The following is a 16,390-nucleotide window of genomic DNA, read 5'->3' as shown; positions in this document are numbered from 1 at the left end:
ATTAATTAGTGCTAAACAAAGTACCCTCGCCAGAGATTGGCGAGTACTTCTTTTGTGAATCCAGCCACTTCTGCTCGACGTCAATGTCTTCGTAGGCTTCTGGGTTAATCCACTGCGCAATCTGTAGCAGAGCCAGGTAGTTGAAAGGAGAGTTGTAGAACTGGTGCCACAATGCGTGCAGCTGGTTATCTTTGACGGCGCGTAGGCTTTCAAAACCGGGCTGTACTTCCGGCAATTTAGCGATGCTAGCTTTTGCTTCGGATTCGTCGATACCGTAGCCGACAGCGGCATAGCCCACTGGGTTACCTTGGTCGTCTTTCTTTTCAGACCAATCTCCCCCGGTAGCGATGATCATGTCTGGGTCGGATTCCAAGACCTTTTCTGGTGTCAATGCACCGGATTCACCTTCAATCACGTGATCGCCAACATTGTCTCCGCCTGCGGTATTAACCAGTTGTGAGATATTTGAGTCATTCCATGAGCCACAGCAATCCAAGACACCCGCAGCTCGCCACACAAAGGTCTTAGGCTTCTCAGTAACTTTGGCTGCGCGTTCCTGCACCAGGTCCACGATTTCTTGCCAGTCCTTGTTGAATTCTTCCGCGCGCTGTTCTTGACCAAAAATTTGGCCAAACAGCTCCATCGATTTTGTGGTGTTTTGTAATGGTTTCGCACGGAAGTCCGTGACGACGTATTCCACACCGGCTTCGTCCATCTTTGTGGTCAAGCCAGCTTTTTCCGAAGCTTCGTAGGTATCCATTGACAAAACGACCAAATCTGGCGCCATGCTCAAAAGGTTTTCCACGGTGACGTCCCCTTTGGATAGGCCACCGATTTCAGGAATTTCACTGACTTCTGGAAGCTTTTCTTCCAATCGGTTGTAGTAGTCTGGCACATTCTGTTTCAGGTCAGTGCCGATACCGACGATCTTGTCCAAGGGGTTTTCGGTATTCAAAATACCGGTGGCAAATAGCGAGCGTCCTTCGCCGAGGATGATGCGCTCGGGTTCTTCTTCGAGGGTAACCTCCCGGCCGGCAATGTCGGTCAACGTGATAGCGCCAGAGTTATCGCCATCGTTGTTACCGGTAGAAGAATCGCCATTTGCTTGTTTGGCTTCTTCTGAACTGCAGGCAACAAGAACCGTTGCAGACACGACACCAGCCGCCATCGTCGTCAAGATTTTTCTGGTATTGCGAGACATTTTTCTCCTTGAACTAAAACTTCAGCCAATATCACGATAAGGACAGGCTTATACTACCTATTTAGGCGAGTCTCAACAATATCTTTTTGAATGTTTCCTGCCATATGTTGCACATCACAAATATAGCTGCTCGAGAGCTTGTCTCTGCCCCGTCCCTGCCCCTGTCCCCCGTACGCATAATTAGAGGTTTCCTAAACATTCTGAGCACAGTTAACACTCTTAACACCAGCCCCGCATTGCTCCAGAGTTGACGGACAACCACTAGACTGGATACTCATGGATTCAGAAGGAAGCCACACGCACCAGCTCCAGCAACAGTCAGAAAAAGTCGGACGCGCACGACGACGCACTCCGTGGATCAAGAGCTTCATGCATTTTTGCACCACCATTCGTCGTGATGCATGGGCTTCCATTCGACGCTGGTCCCTGGCACGTTTCTTGACCGTTGGTGCGATTGCTGTCAGCTTGCTCGTGTTATTCATCCTGATCGATTTCCCTACGCTGAGCTCGTTACGCGAATCTGCCGATTCTGCAGGAAGTGGATTTATGCTGCTGTTTTGGTTGGGGTACGTGTTTTTCACGCAATTTCCCTTGCCACGGACGGTGTGGACCGTGGCATCGGGAATCTTGTACGGTCCCTGGACAGGCTTGCTTATAGCATTGACCGCACTTACGGCGTCGGCAGCTATTTCGCTGTTGCTTGTTCGTTGGCTACTGGGCGACTGGATGGCTCCTCGCCTCAAACACCCTGCGGTTGCCGGTATCAATTATCGGTTGCGCAAACGCGGATGGCTCGCAGTTGCGTCCTTAAGACTAATCGCAGGCGTACCGTTTTCTCTCGTCAACTACACCGCCGCGCTAACATCGATCCCCTTTATCCCTTTCGTAATCGCGACTCTCATCGGATCTGCACCAGGAACCGTCGTCGGGGTGCTGTTTGGGGATACGTTGATTGCTGGTACCAACCCGCTCGTTGTTGTATTGCTGGCAGCTATTGCAGTTGTTGGTATCGGCGGGCTGATCCTAGATGCTCGCATGCCAGTCCAGACTCGTACGGTAATCAAGTCTGAGGTATAGACTAGCTTCCAGATTGATCTCGGAAAGCACGACGCTTATTGCCACCAGCCCGCTTCCCGCTAATTGTTTTGTTGCCCGTCTAGCTGTTATCTAGGAGGCGTTATGCTCGCTGTCCACGCCCGATACCGTGGGAGCGCATCCCGTCGTGCCGATTTGGTTCAGCGCTCTGCTGCTGCTTTATCGAGTTTGGATGGCGTTGATGGCTTTGACGTCGTGGGCATAGAAGACATCGTCTCCACCATGACTGACCCATCCACCGTGTGCGATATCACCATGGCTTTGCTTGCCGACGGTGAATGGTCAGTGGGGATTGGGATTGCCCGAGAACACGAGGCCGCACGGTCTGCTGCACAGCGCACGCTGCCGAGGAATGCCCGCGCTGGAACTGTACGTGTGGCAGTGGTTTCGGCACCGCCTGCCACTGCCGAAGACGTCGCGGCATGTTTTGCATTGCTCGGGCAGGTACTCAACAAGCGCACCTATGAAGGTAGAGAAGCTACCGCACTGGTTCGGCGAGGGTTAAGCCAGAATGAAGCAGCCGAAGAATTGGGGATTTCGAAACAGGCAATTTCACAGCGCTTGCAAGCCGCGGGCTGGGCTGCGGAGACCGCAGGCTGGCGTTTAGCCGTCAACCTATTGTCTAAAGCAGATCAGATTTCTGCAGCTCAGGATTAGTAACGAAATCCACCAAACGCTCGACTGCGCCGATTAGTGAAATGTCTATATCCCGGAAGGAATGCACTGAGTTATAAATCCGATGCCAGGCTTCTTTCGGGTCAGACCAGCCCACAGCCTCACACACGCCGGTTTTCCAGTCTTGCCCCCGTGGAACTTTCGGCCAATTTTCTAGTCCGACACGCTCAGGTTTTACTGCTTCCCAAATATCTACATACGGGTGTCCCGTAACTAAAACATGCGGGCCGACCTCCTCTGTTAAGCGAGCCTCCTTGGTACCAGCAATTAAGTGGTCCGCAAGTACTCCGATACGGCGTTGCTCCGTCGGCTGAAATTCCGCAAGGCGTTCTGCCAGGTTGTCTAGCCCTTCTAAGTACTCCACGACTACGCCTTCGACGCGTAAATCATGGCCCCAAATCTTTTCGACGAGTGCTGCATCGTGGATCCCTTCCACCCAGATGCGCGATGGGGCGGCCACCTTGGCGCTAATATTGTGCACGCGACGAGATCCTGACTTCGAATGGGTCGGCATTTGTGGGGTGGGTTTCTGGAGACTTTTCGACAAACTAACCCGCTGACCTTCAAATAGAAAACCCCCGGGAATAATTGGGAAGACCCGGCGGGTACCATGGCGATCTTCTAATCGTGCTAAGTGCCCGGAAAATGTCTTGTCTATATCGATAAGTGCCCCAACAAAATCTTCTCCAACAACTTCCAAGACCATACCTGGTTGTGCTTTTAGGTCGGGGAAACTTGGCGCTTGTTTACGCTTGTGGCCCTGCAAAATATCGCCACTATACCGCTTACTGTTCATAGCCTGTCAGTGTATCGATTAGGATGGCCAACGATGTCTATCCGCGCCGAAGTTTATTCCCCCGTGCAAAATACCGCAGTCTGGCTTGCCGCTTGGCTTTATGGCTACGAATCAAGCGACGCCACGATCGATGCATTACAAGAATTAGGTGGTACTAATACTCTGGAAGGTACCGCAATTATCGAGCTTCTGTCTGGCCTACGTGCAGCCACTTCGGCAATCCTTACAGAGCCAGAGCCTGTACTTAAACTTGTACTAGCAGGCCCTGGTGAACCACCGGCTCTTCCCGTTACTGGAGAGTCTGCCCAAAATCTAGTGCGCGATCCTGCCCCTGGCGCAATTGTGGTTAAAGACAACGATCCAGAGCTACACCACGTTCTTATCCCACGCTATATTAACGGGACCACTGAATGGACTTGGATTCGTGAAGCCTTGCCACTGCCAGCTACCTCTGGCCTGCTTGCTGGTGATGCGGATTATTATCTAAGCCAAGCAACCAATACTGCGGCTGAGCTAATTGAAAAATCTGGGCATGCCCCAGCAGATCTTCCCAATGTCCGTATGACCATTGGTACGCTGGCTGATTTTTATGATATCCCCGGGCTTCCCGGCTCTGTTCCACCCAGGGTTGCAAAATTGTTTGCACGCGCGGATACTGTTGCCGCAACCATCGAAATGCTGACGGATAAACTAGGCGACCACAGCCTTGATCCTTATCTATTCGGGCTGTTTCGTCATCTGCGGCATGCACGCATGGCTGGGGTTGAACGGGCATGCGCAGAATTCGCGCGCAGTTGGCGCTAATCCGCCAAAATCGAGAACGGACAAACCTAGAACCTGGGTCGCCATACTCAGTTTGTTAAGCGCTACGCTTTTGTCCAAATGTCGCAGCAACCGGGAGCACACGGTTCCCCGTTGTCTGTATTTCCTTGGACCGTCACATTTCCAAGCTTTTCAATAATTTCACCAGCAGCGGACTCTGCAGCAATGTCGACCACCATCTCTGCGAATTCTTGAGTTAGCCCTGCAGTCCGCGCACGCTCAACATGGACGTCTTTTTCTTGCGCAGCTTCTACGAGTTCTGTGTCCAGATCCCACAAAACCTCCATGTGATCGGTGATAAATCCGATTGCACAAACAACGACGGCTTTTGTTCCTTGGCTGTCCGCCAAGTGCTCAGTGTGGTCGACGATGTCTGGTTCTAACCACGGCACTCGAGGGTCACCGGAACGTGATTGCCATACGAGATCATAATCCTGGATGCCAGCCTTGTTCGCAGCCAAGCGGGCGGCTTCTGTAACCTGTCGTGAATACAGGTTTTTATCGCCGTCAGCACCACCAACGTCATCGTGACGGTTCGGCACAGAATGCGCAGTAAACAACATCCGAGTGTGATCACGCCGTTCACTTGGGATTTTTTCATAGGCTGCTTCGATTGCAGCAGCGGTCTCTGCTATGAAAGTTGGGTGCGAAAAGAATTGGCGGATCTTGGTGAAATGAATTTCCGGGAGGTTCTTCGCTGCTAGATGTTCGCGGACTCGCTTGATATCTTCGTTGTACTGGCGGCATGCTGAATACCCACCCCAAGCAGAGGTTGCTAACACGAGTACTTTGCGATGCCCATCGTGAGCGATTTTTTCAGCTGCATCTTCCGCGAATGGATGCCAGTTGCGGTTGCCGAAATACACCGGCAAATCAATCTCTCTCCGAGCAAGTGCTTCCTCTAGATTTGCAATCAGCTCGCGGTTTTGCTGGTTGATGGGGCTAATTCCACCAAAATTGAAATAGTGTTCACCGACTTCTTCTAGGCGTTCGCGTGGAATTCCCCGTCCGCGAGTCACGTTCTCTAGAAATGGCACAACCTCGTCTGTTCCCTCGGGGCCGCCAAAGGAAAGGACGAGGAGCGCGTCGTAGTCAGTCAAGGGATGCAAATCAGTCATGCCCTTAGCCTAGCAAGGGAATTTTCCTGATAAATTATTTTGCTTGGTTATCCCAGGAGGCGAACAGCGTGTTCGGTCATTCCAGTGTGTCGCACTGGGACTTCCCGTACGTGCGAGCCGGAATGTGGGGCCTCGATCATCATTCCATTGCCAGAATAGATAGCAACATGCTGTGATCCACCAGGTCCATAGAAAATCAGGTCACCTGGTTGCAGATCAGTTGTTGATACATGAGTGCCGTGCCGGTATTGACCTCCGCTGTAGTGTGGCAAAGAAATTCCCGCACCGGCGAACGCATATTGGACCAAACCAGAGCAGTCAAAACCAACTTTGCCAAAGTCACCGTTGCTATCTGCGTGGCCGCCGTCACGGATGCCAGCGGTCGGACCTTGCGCGTTGCCACCGCCCCAAGCGTAATCCACACCGAGTTGAGACCGTGCGCGAGATAAGACGGCTTGCGCTTGCTGTGACGGAGCTACGTTAGCAAAACCCGCTGAAGCATCTTCTGTCACAGATTCATTGGTATCGAGTTCTTCCAGTACGCCACCGAGCTCCTCAACAACGTCGCTTTGTGTGCTATCGGTTGCTGAGACACCGTCTGCGTTCGAAGAATCGCTATCAGGAGACACTGAATCTGCGGTGTCTGTCGCGGTCTCTGCCACGGTAGTACTGTTCTGTGGGGCACTATCCTCTGATTCCAATGCTGAAGCGGCTTCCCCTTCCGCTTCAGCATTGGTGCCAGTTATTGACTCCGCTGTGGTTTCTTCTCTAGTTGTATTTCTTTGTAGTGCTGGGATTTGACCAGGTGGATCCTGAGATTCCGGTTCCGATGTGGGAGTGTCCCGCGGCGTAGCTTCTAAGGCTGTGTGGTCAGGTAAGTGTTCAGCAACAGCGTCGGCAGCTTGGTCAATTAACTCACGGAGTTCAGCTGAAATTGCGTCAGGGTCCTGAGAAGCTTCTGTTGAGTTGGAGGCGCGGTTTCCGGTCGTCCCGGATGGTTTTTGTTCGTCTAATTCGACTGCGGAATCCGCAGTTTCTGAACCGCTGTTGTTTTCTGGTGCGTGACTTGCAGTATCTGGAGCAGAATTGTGGTTTGGAACGGACAAGTCGTCTTGCCGTAATTCTGTACTCACGGAGCCCGAGCTAGAGGCGGTTTCCCCGCTTCGTACTGCGGCAAGTTCCTGCTGCGCTTCATCTCGGTCTTGTGCGACTGCGGCACGTTCTTGTTCAACTTGGGCCACTTTAGCAGTGGTTGCTTCCAATAATTTGCGGGCTTGTTCCTCGGCAGTGGCAGCCTGCTCAGCCCGTTGTTCGGCGAGTTCGTGAGTTTTGCGTAACTGTGATTCTTTGTTGGCCTTTTCAGTACGCACCCGGTCGAGCTCGTCAATAGTAGACAGCTTTTCTTCCGCCTGCGTTCGCAGAATCGATTTCCGGAATAGCTCGTCATCACGGTGATCCCCACCGCTTATCTCCCTCAAACCGGAGGCCCCAGCAGCACGACGATACTTGGAACGCGAGAGCTCATCTAGCTCGGACTGCGCTGTTGCGATATCCGATTGTGCAACAGCAAGTTCTTCTTTTGCGGTGCTAACGCCACGTTGTGCTTGTGAAGCCTCCGTACGAGAATCTTGCAAAATAAGCAAAGCTTCGTTAACGGATTCACGGAGTTCACCGATCTTCAAATCCAAGTTGTTGAGCTCTGATTCAGCATCAGTAATCGTCGAAATTAGCTTGGAAACTGCAGGCTGTAGTGAGCCATTCGGCGACGCTTGCGCGATGGATGAGGACCCAAATAACGATAGCGATGCGGTACAGGCAATCGCTGCGCTAAAACTGCGTACGCGAAAGGTACGCCGGTGAGACGATGAAGGCACGACACACTCCTGACAGGCGTAGTCAAGCCAAATGGCTTGACTACGCATTAGAATTTACGACAGTGGGTACCGACACGCAGGACGCACAGAAAATCAACGGCCGCAATACGTGCGGCGCCCCAAAATGACCCATTCTCCATATCTGCAAATCTCATGGCGTGCTTCCCCACATGCCCGTGTTTGCAGTTATCCAAAGATTAAAAGCCATTGTTTGCGACTCTCGGCGATGTTCCACCACCATGTCTGGATTCTCTGTTATGACCCGCGAGCCAATAGCCAAACCATATGTCACTAAGGGCAACATGAACACACCGATTCACAATATTCCCGACTGTAACGTCAAGTGCTTAGCGTGGACTAGCGCCATGGCCTGGGAAAAGATGGAAGCAAATCCATGGTGTGCTTTTTGTCACAGTTTGTAACGACACGCCGAAAATGGACTCAATTATGTAACGATTTAGTTACCGCGTTCCAGGTTAAAATCAAGGCTGTGCCAATGACTGCGGCGATCACTACTGCAAAGACAAGCCACGAGGGGTTGGGCGACGAAAGCTCCTCTGCGTAATTACGCAAACCAACATCGGTCGATACTCCTGCAAACGCCGATTCTGCTGCCTCTAGATCTGCCCTCGAGTAACTATCACTGACGGCAGCTCCACCTTGTGGAGTCCGCACAATGACTGTCTCAACTCCAGTGCGCAACTGTAATTCCTGGGCCACGTCACGCAAGTCTGCAGCCTTGTCATAAGGCGTATCTATGAGCGCTATCCCAAATTTTCCATCGCCAGTAGGAGTATCCGTGTTGTCAGTGTCCTGGTTCGCCAGTTCCCCGCTACTGCTATTAATTTCTGCGATGGCTTGCCGCAATTGTGACTGTTGCGCACGTGCGAATTCAGCATGTTCCCCTATAGCCACATGGTCTTGCAATAACTGTGCACTGAGATCACTTAGGTCGACGCCAGCTGGAATCATGATAGCTACTTTCTGTTTAATCTTTCCGGGGGTAACAAAGTGGGCGGAACATGAGTAACTTGGGCATGTTTTGCCCAGCTTACAGTTATATAGCCACGCGAATAGGTTACCGACTAATAACAGAACAGTTGTACTGTTATACTTTTGGCAGGACGAGGGGTCGTCAACCTACACTGGGGCAGTGAACCCCGTGTTCTAGGACTTTTTGGTCTTACAATTTTGCACAACAAGGAAATGGAGCTCCCTGTGACTGAAAGCTTGAACTCCTTCAACGCTAAGAAGAAACTCGAGGTCGGTGATAAGTCATACGACTATTTCGCGCTCGATGCAGTTGACGGACTGAAGAAGCTGCCTTATTCCCTTAAGGTTCTGGCAGAAAACCTTCTTCGCACAGAAGACGGAAAAAACGTCAACAAAGACCACATCAAGGCCATCGCTAACTGGGATCCGAAATCGGAACCTGATACCGAAATCCAGTTCACGCCTGCACGCGTGTTGATGCAAGACTTTACTGGTGTTCCCTGCGTCGTCGACTTGGCTACTATGCGCGAAGCTGTATCCAACCTGGGCGGCAGCGCGGACCAGGTTAACCCACTGAATCCTGCCGAGATGGTTATTGACCACTCGGTCATTACAGAAGCATTCGGTGACGCAGACGCTTTGACCAAGAACGTTGCTATCGAATACGAGCGCAACGAAGAGCGCTACCAGTTCTTACGCTGGGGTGCGGAAAACTTCTCCAACTTCCGGGTAGTTCCTCCAGGAACCGGTATCGTTCACCAGGTAAATATCGAATACCTGGGTCGCGTTGTTTTCGACAACGATGGTCTGGCATACCCGGATACCTGTATCGGTACCGATTCCCACACCACTATGGAGAACGGCCTAGGAATCCTAGGCTGGGGTGTCGGTGGTATCGAGGCCGAGGCTGCCATGTTGGGGCAGCCGGTATCGATGTTGATTCCGAAGGTGGTCGGTTTCAAGTTGACTGGAGAAATTCCAGTTGGCGTTACTGCCACCGACGTTGTGTTGACTATCACCGACATGCTGCGTGAGCACGGCGTCGTCCAGAAGTTTGTCGAATTCTACGGCAACGGTGTCAAGTCAATTCCACTGGCGAATCGTGCAACGATCGGCAACATGTCGCCGGAGTTTGGCTCAACCGCCGCGATCTTCCCCATCGACGAAGAAACCACCAAGTACCTTGAGCTCACCGGTCGCCCACAGGAGCAGATTGACCGCGTCGAAGCTTATGCCAAAGCTCAAGGCATGTGGCTGGAAGAAGATGACGAAGAAGCCGAGTACTCCGAGTACATCGAGCTTGACCTGTCTACTGTTAAGCCTTCCATCGCCGGACCAAAGCGTCCACAGGACCGCATTGAGCTGGACAAAGCCAAGGAACAGTTCCGTAAGGACCTGGTTAACTACACAGACGACAAAGTTTCAGAAGACGGCAAGAAGCCTGAGGTCCGTCGCATGAACGCCGAAGGCGGCGTTCAACGCTATGCCGATGCTGATATCACCGACGGTCACAACGTTTCCCGTAAGGGGCAGGGCGAAGATGCCTCTGAAGGTGCCGAAGGTCGTCCATCCCACCCAACCTTGGTGCAGTCACCAGCCGGCGGCGAGTACACCCTAGACCACGGCATGGTCGCAATCGCTTCCATCACCTCGTGTACCAACACCTCCAACCCTTCGGTCATGATCGGTGCAGGTCTGATCGCCCGCAAGGCAAACGAACTGGGACTGACCTCCAAGCCTTGGGTGAAGACCATTTGCGCGCCTGGTTCTCAGGTTGTCGACGGTTACTACAAACGCGCTGACCTGTGGAAAGACTTGGAGGCTCTGGGCTTCTACCTCTCCGGATTCGGATGTACCTCGTGTATCGGTAACTCTGGCCCGCTGCCAGAAGAAATCTCCGATGCTATCAACACCGAAGACCTAGCGGCGACCGCGGTTCTGTCCGGTAACCGTAACTTTGAGGGCCGTATTTCGCCGGACGTCAAGATGAACTACCTGGCATCGCCAATGATGGTAATCGCCTACGCCATTGCTGGCACCATGGACTTCGACTTCAATGAACAGCCATTGGGTCAGGACAAAGATGGCAATGATGTCTTCTTGAAGGACATCTGGCCTTCCCCAGAAGAGATTGAAGAGACCATCCAGTCTTCCATCTCGCGCGAAATGTACGAAGCTGACTACGCCGATGTTTTCAAGGGCGATGAACAGTGGCAGAACCTGGATATCCCGCAGGGTAAGACCTTCGAATGGGATGATGCCTCCACCTATATCCGCAAGGCTCCATACTTCGACGACATGCCGAATGAGCCAGCAGACGTTGAGGACATCAAGGGTGCACGTGTACTGGTTAAGTTGGGTGACTCAGTCACAACCGACCACATCTCCCCTGCTTCTGCCATCAAACCTGGTACCCCAGCGGCTCAATACCTGGAAGAAAATGGCGTCGAACGCCAGGACTTTAACTCGCTCGGTTCCCGTCGTGGTAACCACGAGGTAATGGTTCGCGGTACCTTCGCGAACATCCGTATGCGCAACCAGCTCGTAGAAGAATCCGGTGGCTATACCCTGGACTTCACCAAGGACGACAAGCCACAAGCATTCATCTACGATGCTGCACAGAACTACAAGGAAGCAGAAACTCCTTTGGTAGTGCTAGGTGGTAAAGAATACGGCACCGGATCTTCGCGTGACTGGGCTGCGAAGGGAACCTTGTTGCTGGGTGTCCGCGCCGTAATTACTGAGTCCTTCGAGCGTATCCACCGTTCGAACTTGATCGGTATGGGCGTTGCGCCATTGCAGTTCCCCGAGGGTGAGTCACACGAATCCCTTGGATTGACTGGTCATGAGTCCTTCGATATTGAGGGGCTGACTGAGTTCAACAACGGTTCGATTCCGAAAACTGTTAAGGTGACCGCACACAAAGAAGACGGCGAAACCATCGAGTTCGATGCCAAAGTACGCATCGATACCCCTGGTGAGGCCGAGTATTACCGCCACGGCGGTATTCTGCAGTACGTTCTCCGTCAGATGGTTAAATCCTAGCTAGTACTAGCTAGCCCTAACCATTAGGATTCGCGGGGCTGCATAACCTCTCGCTACGACTATTGATCCCAGTTACGGAGAAATCGATCGTGGCAGGGGCTTAGCAGCCCCGTTTTCGTATTTCCGGACTGAAAGGTCGCTTCCTCTATGCCAGTAGTAAGTGAAAATGAACTCAACCGTCGTCGCCAAGAAATTTTGGTCGGCGCGCGAAAGTGCTTCGCTGAATATGGTTACGAAGGGGCGACTGTTCGCCGTCTCGAACAAGCAACAGGAAAATCTCGGGGTGCGATTTTTCATCACTTTTCTGATAAAGAAAACTTGTTTCTCGCTCTAGCGCGGGAGGATGCCGCACGGCAAGCAGAAGTAGTTGCCCGTGAAGGGCTGGTCGAGGTAATGCGTGATATTATTCGGAATCCTGAGAAATACGATTGGCTGGCTACTCGCTTAGAGATTTCCAAGATGCTGCGTACTGATGCCTCTTTTCGTGCACGCTGGGAAGAACATCAAGCAGTCCTTGATCAAGCAGTGCACGATCGTTTAGCAAAAAATGCTGCGGAAGGCCGCATGCGGGTCGACGTACCAATCGATACCTTGCAATATTTTTTGGAAATGGTGATGGACGGTTTGATCACGCGTAATGCCATGGGAATGGCCACCGATGAAGCCGTCCTTGATATTGCAGAACAAGCTATCCGACGCGATGGCAATGATGTTTAAGGCATAAGGTATAACAGTAGCCACTATGGTTAATCTTCTATTGGTCTCATTGCGCTATGGAGAGACCGCACCGGCAGTTGCTGCCGCTGAGTATCGTGACATCTGTGAAGCCACAGGGCTGAGCCAGGAGCAGACTACGCACCTAGTCATTGATTCCACAGATGTTGTGCTTCCTGATCTAAGCAATTTTGATGGCGTCATCGTGGGCGGCAGCTCGTTGAACATCACGAACCAAAATTGGAACAGCTGGCAACTTCATATTCATCGTCAGCTGGAAATTCTCACGGCTTCAGAGGTACCAGTCTTTTTAATTTGCTTCGGAGCTTCCTGGCTTGCGCATCATGTAGGTGGAATTGTTGGTCACACGCACGCAGAAACCTCTGGACAAACCGTGGTTCGGCTGACCTCAGATGCCTCCGAGGATGTGCTCGCCCGTCATCTCCCACAGGAATTCACGTCTCTGACTGGCCACACTGAAGCCGTCGAAGAATTAGCTGCGTCCGACAGCAGTGAAGTTACGATTCTTGCCGACGGCCCGACGTGCCCTGTGCAGCTAATTCGAGTAGGTAATTCGACATGGGCGAGCCAGTTTCATGCAGAGATGGATGCCGTGGCCATGAAAAAACGCATGGATTTTTTCTATGACTACGGCTATTTCTCCCCCGAAGATTACCTGGATATCGTCAACAGCTTGCCATCAATTGACACGAAATGGAGCAATGAGTTGCTCGCTATCTTCGTGCGGTACTGCGCAACACGCGCAGCTACCAGCTAAATGGTGCTCACTGGATCGTTGCCATCATGGAAGGCAATGAAATCCTGGTTTGGCAGCTCGGCCCGCCCAGCCAGCTCGAAGATAACCTGACCGACGAGCTCACGGGACGTTTTTTCCCCGGCTTTTTCTGGTGTGTTTTCGGTGACGGTAATGCCCTGCGCCGGATCCAGGGTCAGCAACGTGGGGGCCAGGATGATGTAGTTTAAATCAGAATCTAACAGGCGTTTATCGACGGTCTTTTTCGACTCCACGTATGCCAGCCATGCGCCTTGATCGTCGGTTTCGTTGTCCAACGAACCCATATAGGACACCATGATGAGCCGAGGCGCGCGATCTTTACCAACCTCATTCTGGAGTTGCTCCAAGCCTTTAATGCATTCCAAGGCAGCATCGCGGTCCACGGCATAGGTGACGTCGGCACCGGCACGCCCGCCGTTACCTGCGGTCCACACCACAACATCAAAATCACGGACCAGCGCTGCCCACTGATCCGCAGACACAGTAGTTACGTCTTGGACCAACGGCGTTGCGCCGTTCTCCCGCGCCTCCTCTGCTTTTTCTTCACGACGCAGCATCGCGGTGATCTCGTAATCGTTCGCGTATTGGGGAATGGCAATGCTGGCAACTTTGCCAGATCCGCCGATAACCAATACTCGTGTGTTTGTGGCAGTTACGTTCTCTTGCGACTGAGTTGCTGTCATGTACACAATTCTACGCTTCGTTGAAAGCTTTTTGCCCCGGCTAATAAGAATGCTGGATAGGCAGTTAAGATGAGTAATATGTATGCCATCATGACCGTGACCGGCGCGGACAACACCGGAATTATCGCCTCTGTTAGTACTGCTCTCGCGGAGTTAAACGTTAATATTGTCGACGTTTCACAAACCCTTATGTCTGGTTATTTCACGATGATTCTGCGCGTGGAATTCGATGATGAAGCCTTGTCGATACCGCAGATTCAAAAGCGTATGGAAGCCGTAGAAAAAGAAACCCACCAAGTTATTCGCATTCAGGCTGAATCGCTGTTTACCGCGATCAACGAAATTTAGCACCACCTAGCGCAGGAAAACTACACTATGCCATTTTCTTTTAAGAATGCTCAGATCGTCGATACGATCGAGATGATCGAAAAATATCGTCTTGATATTCGTACTGTGACCATGGGTATTTCATTACTCGGTTGCACACGTCCGACGATGTCTGCCACCTGTGATGCGGTGTATGACCGAATCGTTACCCGTGCGTCACGGCTAGTTGAAGTATGCGAAGGAATCGAAGCTGAACTCGGAATTCCGATCGTAAACAAGCGGATTTCAGTTACGCCAATTTCTTTGATTGCAGCCGGTGTTGAAGGCAACCCCGCCGATTTAGCGCAGGCACTTAACAAAGCAGCCAATGAAGTCGGGGTTAACTTTATAGGTGGATACTCTGCACTCGTTGAAAAAGGTACCACCGAAGCAGACCGTCGACTCATCGAGTCCATCCCGGAAGCTCTGTCGCAATCGGAAGTGGTATGCGGCTCAGTGAACATTGCATCCTCCCGCGCGGGCATCAATATGGATGCTGCCCGACACATGGGCGAGGTTATTAAAACCGCCGCCGAATTAAGCAAGGACGATTCTGCGATCGCCTGCGCCAAATTAGTGGTGTTCGCCAACGCTGTTGGCGATAACCCGTTTATGGCAGGTGCTTTCCACGGCGTGGAAGAACCTGATTGTGTGGTTTCCGTCGGTGTATCTGGCCCTGGTGTCGTCGATCGGGCATTGGGCAGCCTGGAGGGGGCAAGCCTGGATCAAGTTGCGGAAGAAATCAAGAAAGCAGCTTTCAAGATCACCCGCGCTGGTCAACTAGTTGGCAATTTGGCTTCACAACGGTTGGGTGTTCCGTTTGGCATCGTCGATCTTTCGCTTGCACCGACTGCCGAACTCGGTGACAGCGTCGCTCATATCCTCGAACACATGGGATTAGAACAAGTCGGAACCCACGGCACAACTGCTGCTCTGGCATTGCTGAACGACGCGGTGAAAAAAGGCGGCATGATGGCATGCTCGCGTGTCGGCGGCTTATCAGGGTCGTTCATTCCTGTCTCTGAGGACAAAGGAATGATCGATGCTGTGCGTGCTGGCAGCATCAGCATGGACAAATTGGAAGCAATGACCGCAATTTGTTCGGTCGGTTTCGATATGATTGCACTTCCTGGTGCCACATCTGCAGAAACTATCGCAGGGATGATCGCAGATGAGGCCGCAATTGGTGTGATGAACCATAAGACCACGGCGGTGCGTGTTATTCCTGTGCCCGGTGCCGCAGTAGGCGATGAAGTCGATTTTGGTGGTCTTCTCGGCTACGCACCGATCATTCCTGTCAACACCGTCGGCAATCGCGAGTTCATCCACCGCGGTGGGTTCATCCCAGCCCCGGTACACGGATTCCGCAATTAATAGTTGGTTTATCGGGCCTGTCAGATTGGCAGGCCCTTACGCCACTACAGAACTAGCCAACTATGCAGACAGTTCCTTGCGTTGTGGAAGCCGGGAGTTGCCTAGGTCGACGCGGCGACCTTCTTCACTGCCCGCGTGCATCGCTTCTGGATCGACCGCCCGCGAATTCTGTCGGCCGTTTCGCAGTACCAAACCTGCCTCGTGAACATAGTCGTGCATGAGTTTTTCTGCAGCGCTGGCGTCATCAAGCAATGCGACCTCTGCTCCCTGGCCAACTTGGGACGCGGTGTCCTGGTCCGCCTGCTCAAGCAAATCAAAGACGCTTTTTGAAAACCCCATCATCCAGGAAGTTTTCAAGCGTTTCGTATGCGCGGCATCACGCGCGCCGTGATTCGCAGCGTATTTTGTTGATCCCGCCGACATGTGCAAGTTAAGCATGGGAAAGAGCATTTTCACCCTCTCGAGATGCCGGGGCACACCAAAAACCAATCCGAAAGAGTTGTGCCTCCCGGTGCCGCTACGTTCATAAAGGACCCGACAATGCAGAGCACTAGCGATATGTGCAAGCAGCTCTCGCTGCTGCGGCTTGTAGCTACCAGTTAATTCCCATTCCCACGCGGTCTGTCCTGCCGAGTCCGCATCTGCTTGCTTGCGTACATCATCGGGATCTAAGGCGTATTTTGCTGCCAACTCAAAAGCTTTCACCCGGCACAAATCGCCTTCCGGTGTGCCTTCACAGGCAGCAGCACGGTCCAGCAAGTTCTTAATACGGTTTCGATATTTATCGAGGCTCAATGGATAGTCCTTTCTCGTGTCCTATCCCAATAGACTGTGCGCA

The 16,390-nt window shown here is 52.3% G+C and carries 15 protein-coding genes; 8 read left to right on the top strand and 7 right to left on the bottom strand.

What is annotated here, in order from left to right:
* Position 1: 1 nt before the first annotated feature.
* Positions 2–1,201, bottom strand: coding sequence for an ABC transporter substrate-binding protein (locus HMPREF1292_RS08095; protein WP_023019474.1), 1,200 nt, complete (start codon positions 1,199–1,201; stop codon positions 2–4).
* A 369-nt stretch (positions 1,202–1,570) separates the two neighbouring features.
* Between HMPREF1292_RS08095 and HMPREF1292_RS08090 the strand changes: the two genes are divergently transcribed.
* Both HMPREF1292_RS08090 and HMPREF1292_RS08085 read left to right on the top strand, forming a co-directional pair.
* Entirely contained in the window at positions 1,571–2,278 is a 708-nt protein-coding gene (locus HMPREF1292_RS08090) for a TVP38/TMEM64 family protein (protein WP_081820597.1), read from the top strand.
* Positions 2,279–2,380: 102 nt separating this feature from the next.
* Positions 2,381–2,953 carry a helix-turn-helix domain-containing protein gene (locus HMPREF1292_RS08085; RefSeq protein WP_023019472.1) on the top strand — a complete coding sequence of 191 codons (573 nt, stop codon included), beginning with the start codon at positions 2,381–2,383 and terminating at the stop codon, positions 2,951–2,953.
* Here the strand turns inward: HMPREF1292_RS08085 and HMPREF1292_RS08080 are convergent.
* On the bottom strand, positions 2,919–3,767 hold the full coding sequence (locus tag HMPREF1292_RS08080) for a DUF3097 domain-containing protein (RefSeq protein WP_023019471.1): 849 nt from the start codon (positions 3,765–3,767) through the stop codon (positions 2,919–2,921). The genes HMPREF1292_RS08085 and HMPREF1292_RS08080 overlap by 35 nt on opposite strands.
* 33 nt (positions 3,768–3,800) lie before the next feature.
* On the opposite strand from HMPREF1292_RS08080, the gene HMPREF1292_RS08075 reads away from it, so the two are divergent.
* Entirely contained in the window at positions 3,801–4,571 is a 771-nt protein-coding gene (locus HMPREF1292_RS08075) for a hypothetical protein (RefSeq protein ID WP_023019470.1), read from the top strand.
* Positions 4,572–4,633: 62 nt separating this feature from the next.
* Here HMPREF1292_RS08075 and HMPREF1292_RS08070 read toward each other — a convergent pair whose 3' ends face one another.
* The 3 genes from HMPREF1292_RS08070 to HMPREF1292_RS08060 all read right to left on the bottom strand — a co-directional run bounded on the left by HMPREF1292_RS08070 (position 4,634) and on the right by HMPREF1292_RS08060 (position 8,553).
* Entirely contained in the window at positions 4,634–5,707 is a 1,074-nt protein-coding gene (locus HMPREF1292_RS08070; protein WP_021353926.1) for a ferrochelatase, read from the bottom strand.
* A 47-nt stretch (positions 5,708–5,754) separates the two neighbouring features.
* Positions 5,755–7,581, bottom strand: coding sequence for a DIP1281 family NlpC/P60 protein (locus tag HMPREF1292_RS08065; protein WP_023019469.1), 1,827 nt, complete (start codon positions 7,579–7,581; stop codon positions 5,755–5,757).
* A 441-nt stretch (positions 7,582–8,022) separates the two neighbouring features.
* The gene (locus tag HMPREF1292_RS08060) at positions 8,023–8,553 is read right to left on the bottom strand and encodes a DUF6676 family protein (RefSeq protein WP_023019468.1); all 531 of its coding nucleotides are present in this window, start codon (positions 8,551–8,553) and stop codon (positions 8,023–8,025) included.
* A 246-nt stretch (positions 8,554–8,799) separates the two neighbouring features.
* On the opposite strand from HMPREF1292_RS08060, the gene can reads away from it, so the two are divergent.
* The 3 genes from can (at position 8,800) to HMPREF1292_RS08045 (ending at position 13,111) form a co-directional block, all read left to right on the top strand.
* Entirely contained in the window at positions 8,800–11,619 is a 2,820-nt protein-coding gene (can, locus tag HMPREF1292_RS08055; RefSeq protein WP_021353929.1) for an aconitate hydratase, read from the top strand.
* Positions 11,620–11,766: 147 nt separating this feature from the next.
* Positions 11,767–12,336 carry a TetR/AcrR family transcriptional regulator gene (locus tag HMPREF1292_RS08050; RefSeq protein ID WP_023019467.1) on the top strand — a complete coding sequence of 190 codons (570 nt, stop codon included), beginning with the start codon at positions 11,767–11,769 and terminating at the stop codon, positions 12,334–12,336.
* A 25-nt stretch (positions 12,337–12,361) separates the two neighbouring features.
* A complete protein-coding gene (locus HMPREF1292_RS08045) occupies positions 12,362–13,111 on the top strand; it encodes a homoserine O-succinyltransferase (RefSeq protein WP_023019466.1) in 750 nt (249 codons plus the stop codon).
* On the opposite strand, the gene HMPREF1292_RS08040 is transcribed toward HMPREF1292_RS08045, so the two are convergent.
* Entirely contained in the window at positions 13,108–13,812 is a 705-nt protein-coding gene (locus HMPREF1292_RS08040) for an NAD(P)-dependent oxidoreductase (RefSeq protein WP_023019465.1), read from the bottom strand. The genes HMPREF1292_RS08045 and HMPREF1292_RS08040 overlap by 4 nt on opposite strands.
* Before the next feature lie 78 nt (positions 13,813–13,890).
* Between HMPREF1292_RS08040 and HMPREF1292_RS08035 the strand changes: the two genes are divergently transcribed.
* Together HMPREF1292_RS08035 and HMPREF1292_RS08030 are read left to right on the top strand one after the other, a co-directional pair.
* On the top strand, positions 13,891–14,160 hold the full coding sequence (locus tag HMPREF1292_RS08035) for an ACT domain-containing protein (RefSeq protein ID WP_027017955.1): 270 nt from the start codon (positions 13,891–13,893) through the stop codon (positions 14,158–14,160).
* Between the two features lie 27 nt (positions 14,161–14,187).
* A complete protein-coding gene (locus HMPREF1292_RS08030; protein WP_023019463.1) occupies positions 14,188–15,552 on the top strand; it encodes a PFL family protein in 1,365 nt (454 codons plus the stop codon).
* Between the two features lie 60 nt (positions 15,553–15,612).
* Here the strand turns inward: HMPREF1292_RS08030 and HMPREF1292_RS08025 are convergent, their stop codons facing one another.
* The gene (locus HMPREF1292_RS08025) at positions 15,613–16,347 is read right to left on the bottom strand and encodes a hypothetical protein (RefSeq protein WP_023019462.1); all 735 of its coding nucleotides are present in this window, start codon (positions 16,345–16,347) and stop codon (positions 15,613–15,615) included.
* Positions 16,348–16,390 lie beyond the last annotated feature (43 nt).

The sequence above is a fragment of the Corynebacterium sp. KPL1995 genome, from assembly GCF_000477935.1.
Classification (GTDB): domain Bacteria; phylum Actinomycetota; class Actinomycetes; order Mycobacteriales; family Mycobacteriaceae; genus Corynebacterium; species Corynebacterium pseudodiphtheriticum.
Note: the sequence above shows the minus strand (reverse complement) of the source record. Positions and strands in the feature narration are given on the sequence as shown.